This window comes from Streptomyces sp. NPDC088553, assembly GCF_044752965.1.
GTDB lineage: Bacteria > Actinomycetota > Actinomycetes > Streptomycetales > Streptomycetaceae > Streptomyces.
Genome location: NZ_JBIVMG010000010.1, coordinates 111419 through 127658, shown reverse-complemented (window position 1 = coordinate 127658; position 16240 = coordinate 111419). Strand labels below are relative to the sequence as shown.

The following is a 16240-nucleotide window of genomic DNA, read 5'->3' as shown; positions in this document are numbered from 1 at the left end:
GGGCCCCACGTCCGTCCGGCCCCACGTCCGTCTACTGGGAGCCGCGGAAGTCCGCGCCCTCCACGATGAATCCCGCCACCAGCGCGCCCGACATGCCCGCGTGGGCGAGCCCGCCGCCCGGATGGGACCAGCCGCCCGCGAACCACAGGCCCGGCAGCGGCGAGCGGTTGCCGGCCGGGAGCAGCCGCCCACCGGCCCCCGCGAGCGCGGGCCCCGGCACCTCGGCGACGCCCGTGTCCCGCCGTACGTCCTCCGGGGTGCGGACGTGCCGCCACGACAGCCGCTCCCGCAGCCCCGGGACCGCGTGCCCGGCCGCCTCGACCATCCGGTCGGCGAAGGCCTCCCACGCGTCCGCGTCCCGCTCCGGAGCCGTACGGACGGTCGCCGTGACCGTCACCGCCTCGTGGTCCGCGTCCGGGCGCAGCGCCGGGTCGTCCGGGCGCAGCACCGTCACCGTCGGCCGCTCGCCCGCCGCGTGGACGACGGTGCGGTGGACCGCCTCCGCCTCCCGGGGGCCCCGCAGAGCCAGACAGACCGTCACCCGGCCCGTCCCGGTGACCTGGTGGTGCGGCCGGTCGTCGCCGTGGCCCCACTCGACGACGTGATCGCGGTAGAGCGCGGGCACCGGGGCACCCGAGACGACATGGTCGGCCTCGACGGTCCCGCCATCGGCCAGGCGCACACCGACCGCCCGGCCGTCCTTCTCCAGGACGTCCTCCACGGGCGTGTCGAAGACGAACTCCACCCGCCGCTTCCGGCAGCGCTCGTACACCGCGTCGGCGAGCGCCCGCAGGCCCCCGCCCACGTACCAGCTGCCGAAGGTCTGCTCCATGTACGGCAGGACGGCGGCCGAGGCCGGGGCCGTCGCCGGGTCGAAGCCGTACGACCACGCGTACGCGTCGAGGAGGGCTGCCAGCCGGGGGTCGCGCAGCTCCCGCGCCCCGACCTGCGCGAGGGTCGTCGTCGGGCGGCGCAACAGGCCCGCCTTCAGGGCCGGGTACGGCTCGCGGGCCAGCGGCGCCGGGTCGGCGGGCTGCGGCTCCTCCAGGAGCGGGCGGCGGGTGCGGTCCCAGGCCTCGCGGGCCCGGACCAGGAAGTCGCCCCAGCGCTCGCCCGCGCCGGTGCCGAGCGCGGTGTCCAGGGCGGCGACCGTGCCGGCCCGGGAGGCGTTCGGCAGGTCCACGAGGGTGCCGTCGGCGAAGACATGACGGCTCGCCGGGTCGACCTGCGTCAGCGTGACGCACTCCTCCAGCGGTTCCTTGCCGGTCTTCACGAACAGGTCCCGGTACACGGCGGGCAGATGCAACAGCCCCGGGCCCGTGTCGAACGCGAACCCGTCGCGCGCGAAGCGGCCGACCGCCCCGCCGTACGTCGTCCCCCGCTCGTACACCGTCACCCGGTGGCCCGCCACGGCCAGCCGGGCCGCCGCCGCCATGGCGCCGAGTCCCGCGCCGATCACCACAATCCGTGCCATGTCAGCGACCCTATCCGGCGCCCCGGACGGTCCCGAACGGGCTCAGAAGTGTTCCGAACCGTCGCCGGACGGCGGCCGGGCGCGGGCGCGGGCCTCCGCGTCGGCGAGCCGCCTCTCCTCGCGCCGCTGCGACCTGCGGCGCAGGAAGCGGCGGATCCGCCGGGCGAGGAAGATCAGTATCACCAGGCCGCCGATGAGCAGCACGCCCGCGATGCTCGCCGCCGCCACCGGGTGGAAGAGCGCGAAGGTGACGATGGCCGCCACCCCGAGGTCCTCCGCCAGGCTCAGCGCGACGTTGGAGAACGGCTCGGGCGTGGTGTTGACCGCCATCCTCGTCCCGGCCTTGACGAAGTGGCTCAGCAGGGCCGCCGTACCGCCGACCGCGCCGGCCGCCAGCTCCGGCAGCGAACCGTTCTGCCCGGCGAGCAGCGCGCCCACCACGGCTCCCGCGATCGGCCGGATCACCGTGTGCACGGAATCCCATATCGAGTCGACGTACGGGATCTTGTCCGCCACCGCCTCGCACAGGAAGAGCACGCCGGCCGCGACGAGGACATCGGTGCGCTGCAGGGACTCGGGCACCTCGTCGGTGAGCCCGGTCGCGCCGAATACGCCGAACAGCAGGACCACCGCGTAAGCGTTGATCCCGCTCGCCCAGCCGCTGGTGAACACCAGGGGGAGTACGGACACGCCCGCGATCGTAACCAGTCTGAGTATCCGTACCTAGGGGGCGAGATGAGTAGGTACGCGGATGAGTCCCGGACGCGGAGACGGAAGAGTGGAGTCCACGGAAGGGGCGCGGCCCCGGGAACCGCCGGCACGGGGCGGCGGAACCGGGGCCGCGTGCCTGCCGCAACGGGGCACGGGGGTGTCACGGGGGACGTACGGCGAAGGCCGGTCCGGCGAGGCTCGGGGGGATCGAGCCTCGACGGACCGGCCTTCGCCGTAGCGCAGGACAGGGCCCAGGGCCTGTCCTGCGGATCAGAGTCGGACCGGGCCTGGGGCTTGTCCGGCGGATCATGGCCGGGGCCGCGACGCCTGGCAGGGCCTAGCGGCCGCCCACCCGGCCGTGCAGCAGCCGCGAGAGCGCCGCGTGCACGTCGTCGAGCGAACGCTCGCTCTGGAACGCCTGCCAGTCGAGCGCCGCCACGAGCACCATCCCGACCAGCGCCGCCGCCGTCAGCTGGACGTCGATCTCGTCGCTCAGCTCACCGGCCGCGACCGCCTCCCGCAGCACCCCCTCGACCACCGCGACCGCCTCCTGGCGGACCACCAGGAGCGTGGAGTTCCAGGCCCGGTTGGTGCGCCACAGCTCGGCCACGTACAGCTGGGTGAAGGCCGGGTAGCGGTCGATGAAGACGAGACCCGCCCGGATCATCGCGTCCAGCGCGTCGACCCTGCTCCCGCCGTGCCCGGCGGTCTCCTCGGCCGCCGTCCGCAGCGAGGCCGTGAGCAGCGACACCCCGTGGCGCAGCAGCTCCTCGAAGAGCTCGGTCTTGCTCTTGAAGTTGTAGTAGACCGTGCCCTTGGCCACGCCGGCCCGCTCGGCGATCTCGTCCACCGTCGTCGCGGAGAAACCCTGCTCCGCGATGAGGGTGACGGCCGCCTCGTAGAGCTTCGCGCGCGTGGCCTGGCGTCGGGTGCTGCTGCTGTCCATGGGGTCGATTCTCACAGGTGTCGCGGGTGTCACCGGCCCCGTCTCACAGGGTCAGTTCGGGGTGGAGCCGGTCGAGCGTCCAGACCTGCTTCCTGCGGGCGGACACGGCGGTCAGCGCCAGGGCGCCCAGGGTGAACGCGGCGAGCACCGCGCAGGCCTGCCAGACGGGCCCGAGCCCGCCGCCCGAGATCAGCCGGCGCAGCGCCTCGACCACGTAGCTCATCGGCAGGAAGGGGTGGACGGCGTTGAAGAAGCCCGGACTGGTCTGGACGGGGTACGTGCCGCCCGCCGAGGTCAGCTGGAGCATCAGCACCGCGAGGACCAGGATCCGGCCGGCCGCGCCGAAGCGGGCGTTGAGCCACTGGATGATCGCGGAGAAGCAGCAGGTGACCAGGGCGAGGAAGCCGACGGTGCCGGCGGCGCGGTCCATCTGGAGGCCGATGCCCCAGTGCAGGACCGACATGAGGGCCGCGACCTGGAGGACGCCGATCGCCGCCACCGGGAGCCAGCCCGCGAGGGCGATCCGCCAGGCGGAGCCGCCGGCGGCCAGCGCGCGCCGGTTCAGCGGCTGGATGATCATGTACGCGACCATCGCGCCGACCCAGAGGGAGAGCGGGATGAAGTACGGGGCGAAACCGGTGCCGTAGTTCGGCGCCTTGTGCAGCGACTGGGAGGCCAGCCGCACGGGATCGGCCATGACCTCCGTACGCCGGTCGCGGTCCTGCGCGTCGTAGTCGGGGATCCGGTCGACCCCGTCCTTCAGACCGGAGGCGAGGGTGCCCGAGCCGTCGGCCAGCTTGAACAGACCGCCGTCGAGGTCGCCCGCGCCCTTCTTGAGCTTGCCGACGCCGGTGTCGAGGTTCACGGAGCCGGTCTTGGCGCCGGAGATGCCGGTGTGCAGCTTCTCCGCGCCGGCGGCGACCTTCTTCGCGCCCGCGTTGAGCTCGTTGATCTTCCGGATGGCGTCCTCGACGTCCTCGTCGAGGTGCGGGGCGCGGCGGGCCAGCTCGTCGGCCTGCTTCGTGAGCTTCGCGAGCCGGGCGTCGAGTGTCTTGAGGTCGGTCGTGCTGTTCTTGGTCAGTTCGTGCACGTCGTCCGCGATGGTGGCGACGTCGCCGGCCGTGACCGAGGCCTCCTTGAGCTTGGCGCAGACGGTGGGGAACGCGGCGGCGGCCTCGGGCTTCGCGACGCACTCCTCCTGGTGGGCCTTGGCCAGCCCGTCGTCGGCCACGTGTGCCGCGCTGCGGACCACGGGGGCGCGCTTCACCAGGTCGTCGAGGTTGTGGCGGGCGGCGGTCGCGGAGTCCGAGACGAGCCGGGCGGTGTCGCGGATCGACCTGCCGTTGTTCGCCAGATAGGGGCGGACCTTGTCGGCGTTGCCGTTCACCTTGTCGGCGAGCGACTGCGTCCCGTTCGCGACCTTGCGGGAGCCGCTCTGCAGGTCCTTGGCGCCCTTGTCGAGCTTCTTCAGGCCGGCGGCCAGGTCGCCACTGCCGGTCTTGGCGTCCTTGAGGCCGTTCGCCAGGTCCTTCGAGCCCTTCTTCGCCTTGTCCACGCCCTGCTTGAGGTCGCCCGCGCCCTTGGCGGCCTTCGCGGTGGCGTCGTGGATGTCGGAGAAGGAGATGAAGATCTTGTCGAGGAAGGTGCGGGAGGACTTGGTGGAGGCCGCCGTGCGGACCTCGGAGAACACCGTCCGGGAGATCTGGCCGACGATGTAGTTGTTGGCGTCGTTCGTCCGCACCCGCAGGGCGCCGGTCTCGGGGGAGTCGCCCGAGCTGGAGGCGATGCGCGAGCTGAAGTCGCCGGGCATGGTCAGGGACAGGTAGTACGTGCCGTCCTCGACGCCCTTGCGCGCCTCGGCGTCGCTGACCTGGTGCCAGGCGAAGGTCTTGCTGTCCAGCAGTCCCTTGGTGATGTCGTCACCGGCGTTGATCTTCTTGCCGTCGGTGGTGGCGCCCCGGTCCTCGTTGACGAGGGCGACGGGGATCTTGTCGAGCCTGCTGTACGGATCCCAGAACGAGTACAGGTACAGGGCGCCGTACAGCAGGGGCAGCAGCAGGATCGCGACGAGCGCGGCGCGCGGCAGCTTTCCCCTGCCGAAGCGCTTCAGCTCAAGCGCGGCCAGTTTCGGCGAGCGCATCGGCCGCCCCCTCCTCGGTCGTGTCTTCGGTGAGATCGCTGTCGGCCTTGTCGGCCTTGGCAGGCACCTCGGCCTTGTCGGCCTTGGCGGGCACCTGGGCCTTGTCGGCCTTGCTCGCCTTGTTCGTGTCGGCGTCGGCGGTGTCGTCGGCGGTGGCCGTGTCGGCCTCGGTACGGGCCTCCGTGTCGGCCTCGGCCTCGCCGTCGGTGCGGGCCTCGGTGCCGGGCGCGGTGTCCGGCGCCTTGTCGGTGTCGGTGTCGGTGTCGGGGGCGGCGGCCGTGGTGGCGTCGAGCGTGGTGATCCGCAGGGCGCCCTCGGGGGCCTCGCTGCAGACCGCGAGGACGGTGGTCCCCGAGTCGGCCACCGAGCGCAGCAGCGCCCAGGCCTCGGCGCGGTCGGCGTCCGAGAGCTTCAGGTCCGTGTCGTCCACGGCGAGCAGCCGGGGCCTGCCGATCAGGGCCAGGGCGATCGAGAGCCGCAGCGCCTCGAGCCGCTCCAGATCCCGTACGGAGGTCCGCTCGCCCTTCGGCAGGGCGGCCAGGTCGAGCCCCGCGGCCGCCACGGCCTCGTCGATCCGGGCACGGGCCGACGCGCGCCGCTCGGACGGGCGGCGCAGGAACGTCCGGACGGAGCCGTCGAAACGGCGCTGGAGCAGGGCCCGCTCGCCCAGGTGCTCGGCCACCGTGAAGGCGGGGTCGAGCTCGCTGACGCCGGGGACGTGGCCGAGGGCGCTGATCCGGCGCACCGCGGCCATCTTCTTGGGCAGCCGCAGGCCGCCGATCTCGGCGGTGCCCTCCTTGGCCTTCATCCGGCCGGTGAGCGCGAGCAGCAGACAGGTGCGGCCCGAGCCCGAGGGCCCCTCGATCGCCACCAGCGCGCCCGGCCCGGCCCGGAACGAGACCTCCCGGAAGGCCCAGCCGCGCGGCCCCTTCAGCCCGAATCCGTCCGCGACGACGGCGGCGCCGTGCGGCCGCTCCTCGGCTTCCGCTCCCACGGGTCCACCCCCCGATTCCCCTTTTTGAACTGACTGGTCAGTGCAAAAGTTACCCCCGAGTCGGGTTCTCAGGCAAAACACCAGGTCAGCGTGATTGTCAGTGGGGGCGGGCACGATGGACACATACGGCCACGAAGCCGTCACGCGACGACAGGAGGACTCGTCATGGCAAGCCCTTCCGCAGCAGCCGCGCCCCGCCGACGCCCCACCCCCGCGCAGGCGGGACCCGCCTCCGACATCCACCCCGTCCCGCGCGCCGCCGCCCCGCCGGCCGCCCTCGACCTCCTCGCCAAGGCGCGTGCCGGACTCGCCGAGGCCGCCGCGCTCGACCGCCCCCACGAGCGGTACGCCGCGGCCCACCTCGCCGCCCTGCGGGCCGCCGCCGCCGTGCTGGCCGCCCGGGCCAGGCCCGAGACCGGGCCCCGCCGCAGACAGCGGATACGGAGCGCCTGGGAACTCCTGGCCGAGCTGGCGCCCGAGCTGACGGAGTGGTGCGCCCTCTTCGCCTCCGGCGCCGAGCGCAGGGCGCGCGCCGAGGCCGGGATCGCCGGCGCGGCGACCCGGCGCGAGGCGGACGACCTGCTCAGGGACGCCGCGTACTTCCTGCGCCTGGTCGAGCGGCTGCTCGTCCTCCAGCCGGTGCTGCCCCGGCAGCCGGGCGCGGAGGAGACGGGCGGCTGACCGCGGCGCGGGCCCGGGGGCGCGTCGCCGATCGGGCCGGGCTCGCGGCGTGATCGGCAAGGCACCCCCCAGGCCATAGGGTGGGGGCGTCCGTACCCGTCACCGAGGAGTCAACAGCCGTGCCGGACCCTTCCCCTGTCTTCGGTCGAGAGGCGACCTCGCGCCCGTCGCGCGCCTCCCTGCGTACCGCCGTCGTCTGGGACGTCCTCAAGGACGCCCTCGACCGCCGGGTCGAGGCCACCGGGAAGGACAGCCTCGACGTCCTCGACACCGGCGGCGGCTCCGGGAACTTCGCGGTGCCGGTCGCCCGCCTCGGCCACCGGGTCACCGTCGTCGACCCCAGCCCCGACGCGCTCTTCGCGCTGGAGCGCCGGGCCGCCGAGGCCGGGGTCGCCGACCTCGTCACCGGCGTCCAGGGCGACATCAGCGGCCTCTTCGACGTCGTCGGGCGCGAGGGCTACGACGTGGTGCTCTGCCACGGGGTCCTGGAGTACGTCGACGACCCCGCCGAAGGCGTACGGAACGCGGTCGCCGCGCTCCGGCCCGCCGGCAGCCTCAGCCTGCTCGCGGCCGGACTCGGCGGCGCGGTCCTGGCCCGCGCCCTCGCCGGACACTTCACCGAGGCCCGGCACGCGCTCTCCGACCCGGCGGGCCGCTGGGGCACGGGTGACCCCGTGCCCCGCCGCTTCACCGCCGAGCAGCTCACCGAACTCGCCGACGGGGCCGGTCTGGACGTCGGCGCGGTACACGGTGTCCGGGTCTTCGCCGACCTCGTCCCCGGCGTCCTCGTGGACACCGAACCCGGCGCGGCCGAGGCCCTGCTCAAGCTGGAGGCGGCCGCCGCCGAGCTGCCGTCCTTCCACGCCATCGCCACCCAGCTGCACGTACTGGGCGAGAAGCGGGGCTGAGCCGGACGGCCACCCGTCCGGCGGTGCGGGCCGCGGCACTCCATGGAGTACGCCACAGCCCGCCCGATAACGGGCTCTGCCCCGTATGATCGGGGGACAGCATCCGGCATGACGGAGGAGGGCCTGGGGAATCAACGCCTCAGCAACCGATCCGCATGGCGGCCCGGATTGGCTATTCGGCATTGAGGGCGGGTTTCACGGGGGCGATTCCCTGCCTATCCTGAAAGGGCCGCAAACCGGTCGCCCCCGCGACCGACGACTAGGAGGACTCCGTGCCGCTCTCGGAGCACGAGCAGCGAATGCTCGAGCAGATGGAGCGAGCGCTGTACGCCGAAGATCCCAAGTTCGCGACAGCGCTCGAGGGAAGCGGACTGCGTACGTACACCCGGCGACGGGTCTACCAGGCAGTCGCCGGCTTCCTGGTGGGTATCGCGCTCCTCATGGCCGGAATGGTCGCACAGCAGATCTGGATCAGCGTGGTGGGATTCCTCGTCATGCTGGGCTGCGCGGTCCTGGCGGTCACCGGATGGCGCAAGGCGCCGAAGCCGGGTGAGCAGCAGCAGGCCACCAGGGGTGGGACGACGGCCGGTGGCCGTCAGACCCGGCAGCGACGCTCCATGATGAACCGGATGGAAGAGCGGTGGCAGCGCCGCCGCGACGAGCAGCAGGGTGGCGGCCACTGACGGCCCCCTGAGCGGAGGCCCCGCGAAACGATCCGACCGAGCCCTGTGACGCCGGCGCACCTACGGCGACCACGGGGCTTCGTCGTACCCGGAGGCGCCACCCCCGCGACGCCCCCTCGCCCACGTCGTCACGGCCCTCGGCTCCGCCGGGCCGGTGCCCACCGGCCCCCTCGTCGTGGCCCCCCGCACCGCTGTACCGGCGCCCACCCGCGGCCCGCACGGCGGTGGGCGGGGGCGGCGGGCGCGGCCCGCACGGGCGGGGGCGAGGGTGATGGGTGGGAGAGGTGTCGCCGAGGGGGCCGGCCCGCCCGCACGGGGGTGGGTGGAGGTCGGCCCCCGGGCCTCCGGCGAGGTCCGGGGCGGACCTCCTCGGGTCAGTTGCGGTGGAGGCGGGGGATTGCGCGGGTCAGGAGGGCGTTTCGGCGGATCGACCACCTCGTCGTCGTCTCCGACCAGCGCGTCGCCGTCGACCAGCGGAGGCGCGCCGCCGAGCGTGGGACCAGGAGCGCGCGGAGGCGCGTACGGCGGTCCGCCGCCGTGTGGAAGCCCGCACGGATCCGGGCCGCCTCCTCCGTCAGACCCGAGGCCGGGCGCGGGTTCGGCGCGTACAGCGCCTCCTCCACCGCCCGGGCCACCCGGTGCACCGCGTCCGCCGCCTCGCCGCTCAGTTCACCCAGGCGGACGATGCGGGCGGCCGTACGCCTCGGGGTCTGCGACTCGTCCGGTTCGACCCCGTAGTCCCAGGCCGTGTCGATGATCTCCTGCCAGACCGCGAGCGTCCGCGACGCCGTCTCCTCCGGGCCGCGTGCCCCGGACGCCCCGGTCGCGCCCAGCCGGCGTGCCCGTACCCGGGTACGCCACAGGAGGGGGAGGAGGGGGACGGTGAGGACCGCCAGGGCCCCCACGACGATCAGGACCACCGTCAGGGGGTCCGGGCCCCCGCCGGACGTGTCCGCTCCGGCCACCGCCTCCTCCGGGCCGCAGTCGCCGAGCTGGCGCTCCTGCGGCGTGCAGCTCTCCGAGGCGCTGGGCGCGGCGGACGGCTGCGCCGAGGCGCTCTGCTCCGGCCGGGCGGGACCGGTGGCCGCACCCGAGGGCGTGTTGTCCTGGGTGTACGAGGGGGTGGAGCCCCGCGAGGGGGTCGGCTCGAACCGCGTCCAGCCCACACCCTCGAAGTACAGCTCGGGCCACGCGTGCGCGTCCCGGATGCCGACCGAGACCGAGCCGTCGGTCTGCGTCGTGCCCGGCGTGAAGCCCACGGCCACGCGGGCCGGGATGCCCAGGGAGCGGGCCATCGCGGCCATCGAGAAGGAGAAGTGGACGCAGAAGCCCTCCTTGTCCTTCAGGAAGCGGGAGATCGCCTGCACACCGGTGCCGGACTCGACGTCCACGTCGTAGCGGAAGCCGCCGTCCCGGGCGAACCAGTCCTGGAGCTTCACCGCCTGCTCGTAGTCGTTGCGCGCACCCTTGGTGACCTGGAGCGCGGTCGCCCTCACATCGGCCGGCAGCGAGGCCGGGACCTTGGTGTACTCGTGGCGGAGCTTCTCCGGGGCGTCCCCGGCCGCCGCCAGCTGCTCGGACGTCGGCTGGACGACCAGGCTGGAGACGGTGAAGCGGGCGCCCTTGGTGGTCTGCTTGTCGTCGCCGACGAGCATCCGGCCGGCCGGCTCGTACCGCCAGCGGCCGTCGATGTCGACGCGGCCGGCCGGGTACGGCATCGGCAGCCACTTCTGCTCGTACCCCTCGGAGGCGACGAAGTTGCTGGTCACCTCGGTGATCTTGACGCTCTGGGAGAGCCCGTCCGGCCAGGGCAGCTGCTTGGGCACCGCCTCGATCGGGCGGACCGAGGACTTCCACGAGGTGCCGTCGAACTGGTCGAGCGCGACCAGCCGCAGATACAGGCCGGAGGTGTCGCGGGCGTTGGTCCGGTAGCGCAGCACCTCCCGGTCCTCGGGCTGGCGGAGATTGTCCTGGAGGGAGACCAGCGGGTTCACGGCCGAGATCGTGCCGCCACGGCCCTCGCCGCCGGTTCCCTCGCCGTCGCCGTTGCCGATGAGGCCGCCGGTGAAGCCGGGCAGCGCGAACGGGACGACCATGGCCACGCCCATGGCCACGGCACCGATGCGGCGACCGGTGCGGGCCGGGGCGAAGGTGGGGCCGCCGCCGCCCGCGACGGACGAGCCGGGCCGGGCGGAGCGCTGGGCGCCGCCGAAGACCCGGCCCCACTGCGAGAGCCGGTCGCGGCCCTCGGCGAGGAGGAGCAGCAGATAGCCGGAGGCGGCGAGGAGGAACCAGAGCCAGCCGGCGCCGCCGCCGGAGAGACCGGCCGCCACCGAGTACAGGGCGAGCAGCGGAAGACCGGCCGGGGCCGCCTTGCGGAAGGTGACCGCGAGGGTGTCCACCATGAGTCCGATGGTGACCACGCCGCCGACCAGCATGAGCCGGATGCCTTCGGTGTCCGGCGCGGGGATCGCGTACCGGCCGACGTCCTCGGCACCCGCCGCGAACAGGTCGGCGGCGTGCGCGAAGACCTGCGGGCCGGGCAGGAACCAGAGGATCGCCTGCTCGCGGGCGAAGATCGCGGTCAGCGCGAGGAGCGCGACGGCGAGCTGGGCGAGCAGGGTCAGCGGCCGGGCCAGCGGTGCCCGCCGGGCCAGCGTGCCCACCCCGCTCACCAGGGCGAGGACGAAGGCGGCGGTGAAGATCCAGGTGGCCGGCTTCACCAGCGGAAGCAGTGCTCCGGACGCCATCAGGGTGGCGCCCCAGGCGGCCAGGGTCAGCCGTGCGCGCCCGCTCATGACCATCCTCCGTAGGTGTCGGCGGCGGACTCCGCGCGGACTCCGGCCGCCTGCTGCCACAGGTCGGCGAGCTTGGCCGCGGGCGGTACGGCCAGCGCCGTCCAGCCCGCCTCGCGCAGCTGCCGTACCCGGTCGTCGACGGCCCCGGCGACCGCGCCGCCGGTCAGCCAGGTCCCGGAGTCCAGGACGAACGCGACGGCCGCGCCGGTGCGGTTCCGCATCCGGGCGGTGAGGGCCGCCTGCTCCTCGTCGAGATCGCCGACGAAGGCGACGAGCAGTCCTTCGTCGCCGCCGCGCAGCGCGTCGGAGGCGCGGGAGAGCCCGCCGCCCTCGGAGTGGTCGACGACCGCGAGGGTGTCCATGATCAGACCGGCCGACTCGGCCGAGTCCTGGGCCTGCCCGGCGAAGCCATCGGTGCCCTCGCCGGGCACCGAGCTGCCGGTGTCGGTGACGAGCCGGACCGCGTAGCCGCGCTCCAGCATGTGGATCAGGGCGGAGGCGGCGCCGGAGACCGCCCACTCGAACGCCGAGTCGGGGCCGGAGCCCTGGTAGGCGATCCGGCGGGTGTCGAGGAGGACGGTGCAGCGGGCCCGCTGCGGCTGTTCCTCGCGGCGGACCATCAGCTCGCCGTAGCGGGCGGTGGAGCGCCAGTGCACCCGGCGCAGGTCGTCGCCGTGGCGGTAGGCGCGCGGAATGATGTCGTCGTCGCCGGCGAGGGCGAGCGAGCGCTGCTGTCCGTCGCCGTACCCGGAGGCCTCGCCGAAGAGCTTCACCGGCGGCAGCGCCTCGGTCCGCGGGACGACGGTGAGGGTGTCGTACGCGCTGAAGGAGCGCGTCAGCTCGCACATCCCGAAGGGGTCGTTGAGCCGCAGCTGGAGCGGGCCCAGCGGGAAGCGGCCGCGCAGGTCGGAGCGGACCCGGTAGGACACCTCGCGCCGGCCGCCCGCCTCGACCCGGTCGAGGACGAAGCGGGGGCGGGGCCCCAGCATGTACGGCACGTGGTCCTGGAGCATCAGCAGCCCGGTGGGGAGCTTGGAGACGTTCTCCATCCGCAGCTGGACCCGGGCCTCGGAGCCCGCCTCCACCCGCTGCGGGGTGAGCCGGCGGGAGGCCGCGACCCGGTAGCGGGTGCGGTGCAGCACGAGGACGCAGATCAGCGGCAGCGTGGCGAGCAGCAGCCCGACGCGCAGCAGATCGGCCTGGCCGAGGACGTACGCGCAGGCGGCGGCGGCCACCCCGGCGGCGAGGAAGGAACGGCCGCGGGTGGTGAGACCGCCGAGGGCGGCCCGCAGGCCGCCCCGGTCGTCCTCGTCGCCCCGCTGTCCGTCCGGCACGGCAGCGGTGGTCATCACAGCCGCCGGGCGCCGGGCTGCTGGCCGTAGAGCGGTCCGGCGGGCGGGGCCGCGGCCGGGACGGGGGTGCGCTGCAGGATGTCCTGGACGACCTGCTCGGCGGTGCGGCGGTTCAGCTGGGCCTGCGCCGTCGGCAGCAGCCGGTGGGCGAGGACGGGCGCGGCGAGTGCCTGGAGGTCGTCGGGCAGCACGTACTCTCGGCCGCTGAGCGCGGCGGAGGCCTTGGCGGCCCGCAGCAGGTGCAGGGTGGCCCGCGGGGAGGCGCCGAGCCGCAGGTCGGTGTGGGTGCGGGTGGCGGAGACGATGTCGACCGCGTAGCGGCGTACGGCGTCGGCGACGTGGACCGCGCGGACCGCCTCGATCAGCTTGAGGATGTCGTGCGCGTGGGCGACCGGCTGGAGGTCGTCCAGCGGGGAGACCGAGCCGTGCACGTCGAGCATCTGGAGCTCGGCCTCGGCGCTCGGGTAGCCGATGGAGACCCGGGCCATGAAGCGGTCGCGCTGGGCCTCGGGCAGCGGGTAGGTGCCCTCCATCTCGACCGGGTTCTGCGTGGCGACCACCATGAACGGGCTGGGCAGCTCGTAGGTCTGGCCGTCGACGGTGACCTGGCGCTCCTCCATGGACTCCAGGAGCGCGGACTGGGTCTTCGGCGAGGCGCGGTTGATCTCGTCGCCGATCACGATCTGCGCGAAGATCGCGCCCGGCTTGAACTCGAAGTCCCGGCGCTGCTGGTCGAAGATCGACACGCCCGTGACGTCCGAGGGCAGCAGGTCGGGGGTGAACTGGATGCGGCGCACCGAGCAGTCGATGGACCGCGCCAGGGTCTTGGCCAGCATGGTCTTGCCGACGCCGGGGACATCCTCGATGAGGAGGTGTCCCTCGGCGAGCAGCACGGTCAGCGAAAGCCGTACGACCTCGGGCTTGCCCTCGATCACACTCTCCACCGATCTGCGCACCCGCTCCACAGTGGTGGTCAGATCAGTGAGGCTCGCTCGATCGTCATAGGTCGTCACCCGGCCCTCCTCGGCCTTCCGGAACACGGACACCTGCCCCCGTGGAATCTTCGGGGGGTGTCGCACCCCAGCATTCTTGTTCGCATGGCCGGGTCGTGTCACTTGCCGGTGGACAAGTGCGAGGGAAATGCCGGGCTTTGGGTGTTTAAGCCGGGTCGGTGTCGGCGTCGGTCACGGGGTCGATCTCCCGCAGGAGGCCGGTGGTGACGTCGAAGACGAAGCCCCGGACGTCGTCGGAGTGCAGCAGGAAGGGGGAGGTCCGCACCCGCTGCATCGACTGCCGTACGTCCTGGTCGACGTCACGGAAGGCCTCGACCGCCCAGGCCGGGCGCTGGCCGACCTCGTCCTCCAGCTCGTGCCGGAAGTCCTCGGTCAGCGATTCCAGGCCACAGCCGGTGTGGTGCACCAGCATCACGCTGCGGGTGCCGAGGGCGCGCTGGCTGATGGTGAGCGACCGGATCACGTCGTCCGTGACCACGCCGCCGGCGTTGCGGATGGTGTGGCAGTCGCCGAGCTGGAGGCCCAGCGCGGAGTGGAGGTCGAGACGGGCGTCCATACAGGCGACGACGGCGACACGCAGCACGGGACGTGCGTCCATGCCCGGGTCGGTGAAGTCGGCGGCGTAACGCGCGTTCGCGTCGACGAGACGGTCGGTGACCGTGCCGCCGGTGCGTATGGCGTCGGCAGAGGTGTGCGCGGAGGTCGACATGGATCCGACGTTAATGGTCACAGGCCGTCCGGGCCTGCTGTGAGAGGGGACAAAGAACCTCAATGAGCCTTGTTGTGAGGTAACCCACAGGCCTGGACGGCCCCACTCCGAACGGGTGACCCGTCCGAAATGTCCCACCGGCTCTCCGGTGCCGTGCGACGCGCCAGCCGGTTGATTGACCGGCGGGTCCCGTGGACTAAAGTGACGCGGAGTTCACGGAGACAACGAGCGATTTCCGCGGTTTCTCCCCCCGTGTGTGCGGCGGTACCTACGGCTCGGCCTTCTTACCCGCTCGCCCGTACCTCCGCGCCGGATCTGAGAGGGCGCATTGAGCAACGACCGACACGTCCCGGTCATGCTCCAGCGGTGCCTGGACATGTTGGCCCCCGCCCTGCGGCGCCCCGGCGCGGTCGTCGTCGACTGCACCCTGGGCCTCGGCGGCCACAGTGAGGCACTCCTGCAGCAGTTCCCCGAGGTGCGGCTCGTCGCCCTCGACCGGGACAAGGAGGCCCTGCGGCTCTCCGGCGAGCGGCTCGCCCCGTACGGGGACCGCGCCACCCTCGTCCACGCCGTGTACGACGAGCTGCCCGAGGTCCTCGACAGGCTCGGCCTCCCCACCGTCGACGGCGTCCTCTTCGACCTGGGCGTCTCCTCCATGCAGCTGGACGAGGCCGACCGCGGCTTCGCCTACGCGCAGGACGCCCCGCTCGACATGCGCATGGACCAGACGACCGGCATCAGCGCGGCCGAGGTCCTCAACACCTACGCACCCGGCGAGCTGGTCCGCATCCTCCGCGCGTACGGCGAGGAGAAGCAGGCCAAGCGGATCGTCTCGGCGATCGTGCGCGAGCGCGACAAGGAGCCGTTCAGCAACAGCGCCCGGCTCGTCGAGCTCATCCGCGACTCCCTGCCGCAGGCCGCCAAGCGCACCGGCGGCAACCCGGCCAAGCGCACCTTCCAGGCCCTGCGCATCGAGGTCAACCGCGAGCTCGACAGCGTCGAGAAGGCCATCCCCGCGGCCGTGAAGGCCATCGGGGTCGGCGGGCGGGTCGTCGTCCTGTCGTACCAGTCCCTGGAGGACCGGATCGTCAAGCAGGTCTTCGCGGCCGGCGCGGCCACCACCGCCCCGCCCGGGCTGCCGGTCGTCCCCGAGAAGTACCAGCCGCGGCTCAAGCTCCTCACCCGCGGCGCAGAGCTGCCCACCGAGGAGGAGGTCGCCGAGAACCGGCGCGCCGCCCCGGCCCGGCTCCGGGGCGCCGAGCGGATCCGGGAAGACGTCCTGTGAGCACGGCGAAGGGGCCGCTCAAAGGGCGGGCCGCGCGGCTCGGACGGCTCATGCCGTCGGGGCCGAGCTCGGCCGCCCGCACCCCCTTCGTCCTGCTGGTCGTCGTCCTGCTCGGCGGCGGCCTGATCAGCCTCCTCCTGCTGAACTCGGCCCTCAACCAGGGCTCCTTCCAGCTCAACGAACTCAAGGACAGGACCACCGAGCTCACCGACGAGGAGCAGGCGCTCCAGCGGGACGTCGACGACTACGCGGCCCCCGACGCCCTGGAGCGGCGGGCCCGCGAGCTCGGCATGGTCCCGGGCGGCAGCCCGGCCTTCCTGGGCCCGGACGGCAAGGTGCTCGGCGAGCCCTCGGAGGCTTCCGCCCCGAAGCCCACCCCGACGCCGGGCCGGAAGCCGACGCCGGGCACGAGGCCCACGCCGCCCGCCGCCACCGGCTCCCCAAAACAGGGGACGACCACCGGCGCGGGCGCCACCGGTCCCACAGGGACAGCGCCCGCACGCGCACCCGCCCCGCCACCCACCCCGACGAACTCCGGCAGGTGAC

14 protein-coding genes are annotated in these 16240 nt (G+C 73.5%); 5 read left to right on the top strand and 9 right to left on the bottom strand.

Annotation, left to right across the window (positions count from 1 at the left end; all coding sequences use genetic code 11):
* Window positions 1-31: 31 nt before the first annotated feature.
* From ACIP8Z_RS30315 to ACIP8Z_RS30295, 5 genes are all read right to left on the bottom strand, one after another.
* Window positions 32-1474 (bottom strand): phytoene desaturase family protein, encoded by a 1443-nt coding sequence (locus tag ACIP8Z_RS30315; RefSeq protein ID WP_402089141.1) that lies wholly within the window; start codon window positions 1472-1474, stop codon window positions 32-34.
* A gap of 42 nt (window positions 1475-1516) precedes the next feature.
* Window positions 1517-2164 carry a DUF4126 domain-containing protein gene (locus ACIP8Z_RS30310; RefSeq protein WP_402089139.1) on the bottom strand — a complete coding sequence of 216 codons (648 nt, stop codon included), beginning with the start codon at window positions 2162-2164 and terminating at the stop codon, window positions 1517-1519.
* A 358-nt stretch (window positions 2165-2522) separates the two neighbouring features.
* Entirely contained in the window at window positions 2523-3131 is a 609-nt protein-coding gene (locus ACIP8Z_RS30305; protein ID WP_402089137.1) for a TetR/AcrR family transcriptional regulator, read from the bottom strand.
* Window positions 3132-3174: 43 nt separating this feature from the next.
* Window positions 3175-5271 (bottom strand): YhgE/Pip family protein, encoded by a 2097-nt coding sequence (locus ACIP8Z_RS30300; protein ID WP_402089134.1) that lies wholly within the window; start codon window positions 5269-5271, stop codon window positions 3175-3177.
* Window positions 5243-6265 carry an ATP-binding cassette domain-containing protein gene (locus tag ACIP8Z_RS30295; RefSeq protein ID WP_402089131.1) on the bottom strand — a complete coding sequence of 341 codons (1023 nt, stop codon included), beginning with the start codon at window positions 6263-6265 and terminating at the stop codon, window positions 5243-5245. Before ACIP8Z_RS30295 ends, ACIP8Z_RS30300 begins: the two co-directional genes overlap by 29 nt.
* A gap of 165 nt (window positions 6266-6430) precedes the next feature.
* Here ACIP8Z_RS30295 and ACIP8Z_RS30290 point away from each other — a divergent pair, with 165 nt between their 5' ends.
* From ACIP8Z_RS30290 to ACIP8Z_RS30280, 3 genes are all read left to right on the top strand, one after another.
* Window positions 6431-6946, top strand: coding sequence for an SAV_6107 family HEPN domain-containing protein (locus tag ACIP8Z_RS30290; RefSeq protein ID WP_402089128.1), 516 nt, complete (start codon window positions 6431-6433; stop codon window positions 6944-6946).
* 119 nt (window positions 6947-7065) lie between these two features.
* Window positions 7066-7854, top strand: a complete 789-nt coding sequence (locus ACIP8Z_RS30285) for a class I SAM-dependent methyltransferase (RefSeq protein WP_402089125.1) — start codon at window positions 7066-7068, stop codon at window positions 7852-7854.
* 272 nt (window positions 7855-8126) lie between these two features.
* Entirely contained in the window at window positions 8127-8537 is a 411-nt protein-coding gene (locus tag ACIP8Z_RS30280; RefSeq protein WP_030314489.1) for a DUF3040 domain-containing protein, read from the top strand.
* Between the two features lie 374 nt (window positions 8538-8911).
* On the opposite strand, the gene ACIP8Z_RS30275 is transcribed toward ACIP8Z_RS30280, so the two are convergent.
* From ACIP8Z_RS30275 to ACIP8Z_RS30260, 4 genes are all read right to left on the bottom strand, one after another.
* The gene (locus ACIP8Z_RS30275; RefSeq protein WP_402089122.1) at window positions 8912-11335 is read right to left on the bottom strand and encodes a DUF3488 and DUF4129 domain-containing transglutaminase family protein; all 2424 of its coding nucleotides are present in this window, start codon (window positions 11333-11335) and stop codon (window positions 8912-8914) included.
* Entirely contained in the window at window positions 11332-12684 is a 1353-nt protein-coding gene (locus tag ACIP8Z_RS30270) for a DUF58 domain-containing protein (protein ID WP_402089119.1), read from the bottom strand. The genes ACIP8Z_RS30275 and ACIP8Z_RS30270 overlap by 4 nt, the downstream gene beginning before the upstream one ends.
* The gene (locus ACIP8Z_RS30265; RefSeq protein ID WP_030314495.1) at window positions 12684-13700 is read right to left on the bottom strand and encodes a MoxR family ATPase; all 1017 of its coding nucleotides are present in this window, start codon (window positions 13698-13700) and stop codon (window positions 12684-12686) included. The genes ACIP8Z_RS30270 and ACIP8Z_RS30265 overlap by 1 nt, the downstream gene beginning before the upstream one ends.
* Before the next feature lie 145 nt (window positions 13701-13845).
* On the bottom strand, window positions 13846-14409 hold the full coding sequence (locus tag ACIP8Z_RS30260; protein ID WP_402089116.1) for a beta-class carbonic anhydrase: 564 nt from the start codon (window positions 14407-14409) through the stop codon (window positions 13846-13848).
* Between the two features lie 328 nt (window positions 14410-14737).
* Between ACIP8Z_RS30260 and rsmH the strand changes: the two genes are divergently transcribed.
* Both rsmH and ACIP8Z_RS30250 read left to right on the top strand, forming a co-directional pair.
* On the top strand, window positions 14738-15694 hold the full coding sequence (gene rsmH / locus ACIP8Z_RS30255; protein ID WP_078944541.1) for a 16S rRNA (cytosine(1402)-N(4))-methyltransferase RsmH: 957 nt from the start codon (window positions 14738-14740) through the stop codon (window positions 15692-15694).
* Window positions 15691-16239 (top strand): septum formation initiator family protein, encoded by a 549-nt coding sequence (locus ACIP8Z_RS30250; protein WP_402089113.1) that lies wholly within the window; start codon window positions 15691-15693, stop codon window positions 16237-16239. The genes rsmH and ACIP8Z_RS30250 overlap by 4 nt, the downstream gene beginning before the upstream one ends.
* Window position 16240 lies beyond the last annotated feature (1 nt).

Excerpts from the sequence above, each read along its gene's own strand:
- ACIP8Z_RS30275 (WP_402089122.1), bottom strand. The coding sequence starts at position 11,335 with ATGAGCGGGCGCGCACGGCTGACCCTGGCCGCCTGGGGCGCCACCCTG.
- ACIP8Z_RS30260 (WP_402089116.1), bottom strand. The coding sequence starts at position 14,409 with ATGTCGACCTCCGCGCACACCTCTGCCGACGCCATACGCACCGGCGGC.
- ACIP8Z_RS30300 (WP_402089134.1), bottom strand. The coding sequence starts at position 5,271 with ATGCGCTCGCCGAAACTGGCCGCGCTTGAGCTGAAGCGCTTCGGCAGG.
- ACIP8Z_RS30290 (WP_402089128.1), top strand. The coding sequence starts at position 6,431 with ATGGCAAGCCCTTCCGCAGCAGCCGCGCCCCGCCGACGCCCCACCCCC.
- ACIP8Z_RS30270 (WP_402089119.1), bottom strand. The coding sequence starts at position 12,684 with ATGACCACCGCTGCCGTGCCGGACGGACAGCGGGGCGACGAGGACGAC.
- ACIP8Z_RS30305 (WP_402089137.1), bottom strand. The coding sequence starts at position 3,131 with ATGGACAGCAGCAGCACCCGACGCCAGGCCACGCGCGCGAAGCTCTAC.
- ACIP8Z_RS30315 (WP_402089141.1), bottom strand. The coding sequence starts at position 1,474 with ATGGCACGGATTGTGGTGATCGGCGCGGGACTCGGCGCCATGGCGGCG.